We start from the raw sequence: 1,804 nt of genomic DNA, 5'->3' as shown, positions 1-1,804 counted from the left end.
TCAATGTGCAGTTCTCCGACAAATGCCCCTACGACGACGCGGTGCGCCTTAACAGCATTTGCCAAAGCCACGACGGTATCGACGAAATCCATTGTGACGGCTCGGTCACCTTCAACCCCAGGTGCATGGCAATCATGCAGACGATGCTGGGGTACTCCAAGGACATCATGTCGGTTCGGCAGTCCGCGGACTGTGCTCGGGAGTTGGCGGGAAAGTACCTGTCTTTCAAGAATTCAATCGGCTAGGAGCGGTGTGCCATGAGTCAAATCCTGGGGTATGAACACGAGGAAGTAGCCAATTACTCAACTCAATATTCGTCGGACTTTGTCGAGCGCTGGGACGCGTTGATTGATTGGGAAAAAAGAAAGGCCGGCGAGAAGGGGTTCTTTGAGCAGTTGCTGAAAAGTCACGGTGTGAGATCGGTGCTGGATGTATCCACGGGCAGTGGTTTTCATGCCGTACAACTCACACAGGCAGGTTTCAAGGTGGTCGCTACGGACGGTAGCGGCACGATGTTGAAAAAAGCCCGGCAGAACTTCCTTGAACGTGAATTGGCTATTGAATCCCACCATATGGAGTGGCTTGACCTCGACCCGGACGTGCTGGGCACGTTCGATGCCGTAGTGTGCCTGGGCAGTTCACTGTGCCATGTGTTTGAGGCGCACGACCGCATGAGCGTGCTGCGCAAGTTCAGGGCATTGCTCAAGCCAGGCGGTGTGTTGATTGTTGATCAGCGTAATTTTTTTGCTATCCGCGCGGGCAACTTCAAATCCAGCGGCAATTATTATTACTGCGGGGCCAGTGCGTCGGTCAGCCTGGGAAGGGTCGATGCACAGGTGTGCGAGTTCATTTACGACTTTGAAGATAAACAACGCTACAGCCTGAAAGTGTATCCGTTATTACCCAAAGAACTGGCCGACGAGATTCAGGCTAGCGGCTTCTCTGCCCATGAAGATTACGGTGATTTTCAGCGTGACTTCGACAGGATGAATTGTGATTTTGTCATCCACACCGCCCGCGCCGTGTGAGGGCGTCATGATGAGCACACTCGTACAGAATAATTCTCGCGCGCTGGACAGCGTGGTGCTGGCAGTCGTACTGACAGGGTTTGTGGCCAGTACCTATGGATTCGGCGTTTACTTGTTCGCCAACCTGGTCGTTGATATGCGCCGAGATATCGGCTTTGACTACACCACTGTGGGCTTGATCACCGGCGGCGCACAGATCGGCTTTCTGCTGTTTTCTTCGGTCACCAGTTACATCAGCCGTTTTTTCGAAGGTTGGAAAATCAGCCTGGTATCCACCGTGGTGACGTCTCTGGCCCTGCTGGGCTTGAGCGTCAGCGACAGCATTTGGTTGTCGGGTGGGTTGTTGATTTTGCTGGGAGGGTGCTCCGCTTCGGTTTACATCCCTCTGGCAGAAATCGTCACCAAGGGTTTCAGTCCAGGTAATCGCTCCCGGGTCATGGGGCTGATCTCCAGTGGCACCAGCTATGGCGTGTTCATCAACGGGTTACTGGTGTCGTTTCTCACCTTGCAGGGTGGCTGGCGCTCGATCTGGTTGACCGCCGGCCTTGTGTCATTGGGCCTCTGTTTCGTGGCCTGGTTTCTGTTGCGTAACATGGGGGCGGAGCAGGCGGCTGGTTTTTCAGGTGAGCGCTCGCGGTCGCTCGATGGCCACACGCCATGGCTGAGCCGTTCGCTGTACCTGATCTGGGGCATCGCCTTTCTCAATGGGATGGCACTGCTGCCGTTTCAGACTTACCTGGCACCTTACCTGCGCGATGAATTAGGCGTTTCGGTAC

At 54.7% G+C, this 1,804-nt stretch carries 2 protein-coding genes and 1 pseudogene; all 3 read left to right on the top strand.

Annotation, left to right across the window (positions count from 1 at the left end; all coding sequences use genetic code 11):
- Positions 1-245: pseudogene (locus tag FEM54_RS34485) on the top strand (hypothetical protein); the annotation flags it as partial.
- 12 nt (positions 246-257) lie between these two features.
- Complete coding sequence (locus FEM54_RS31795) at positions 258-1,028, top strand: class I SAM-dependent methyltransferase (protein WP_138454194.1); 771 nt, start codon at positions 258-260, stop codon at positions 1,026-1,028.
- 10 nt (positions 1,029-1,038) lie between these two features.
- Positions 1,039-1,804: MFS transporter (locus FEM54_RS31790; protein ID WP_138454193.1), on the top strand; the 766-nt coding region annotated here is incomplete at its 3' end.

The sequence above is a fragment of the Pseudomonas edaphica genome (assembly GCF_005863185.1).
GTDB classification, from domain to species: Bacteria; Pseudomonadota; Gammaproteobacteria; order Pseudomonadales; family Pseudomonadaceae; genus Aquipseudomonas; species Aquipseudomonas edaphica.
Note: the sequence above shows the minus strand (reverse complement) of the source record. Positions and strands in the feature narration are given on the sequence as shown.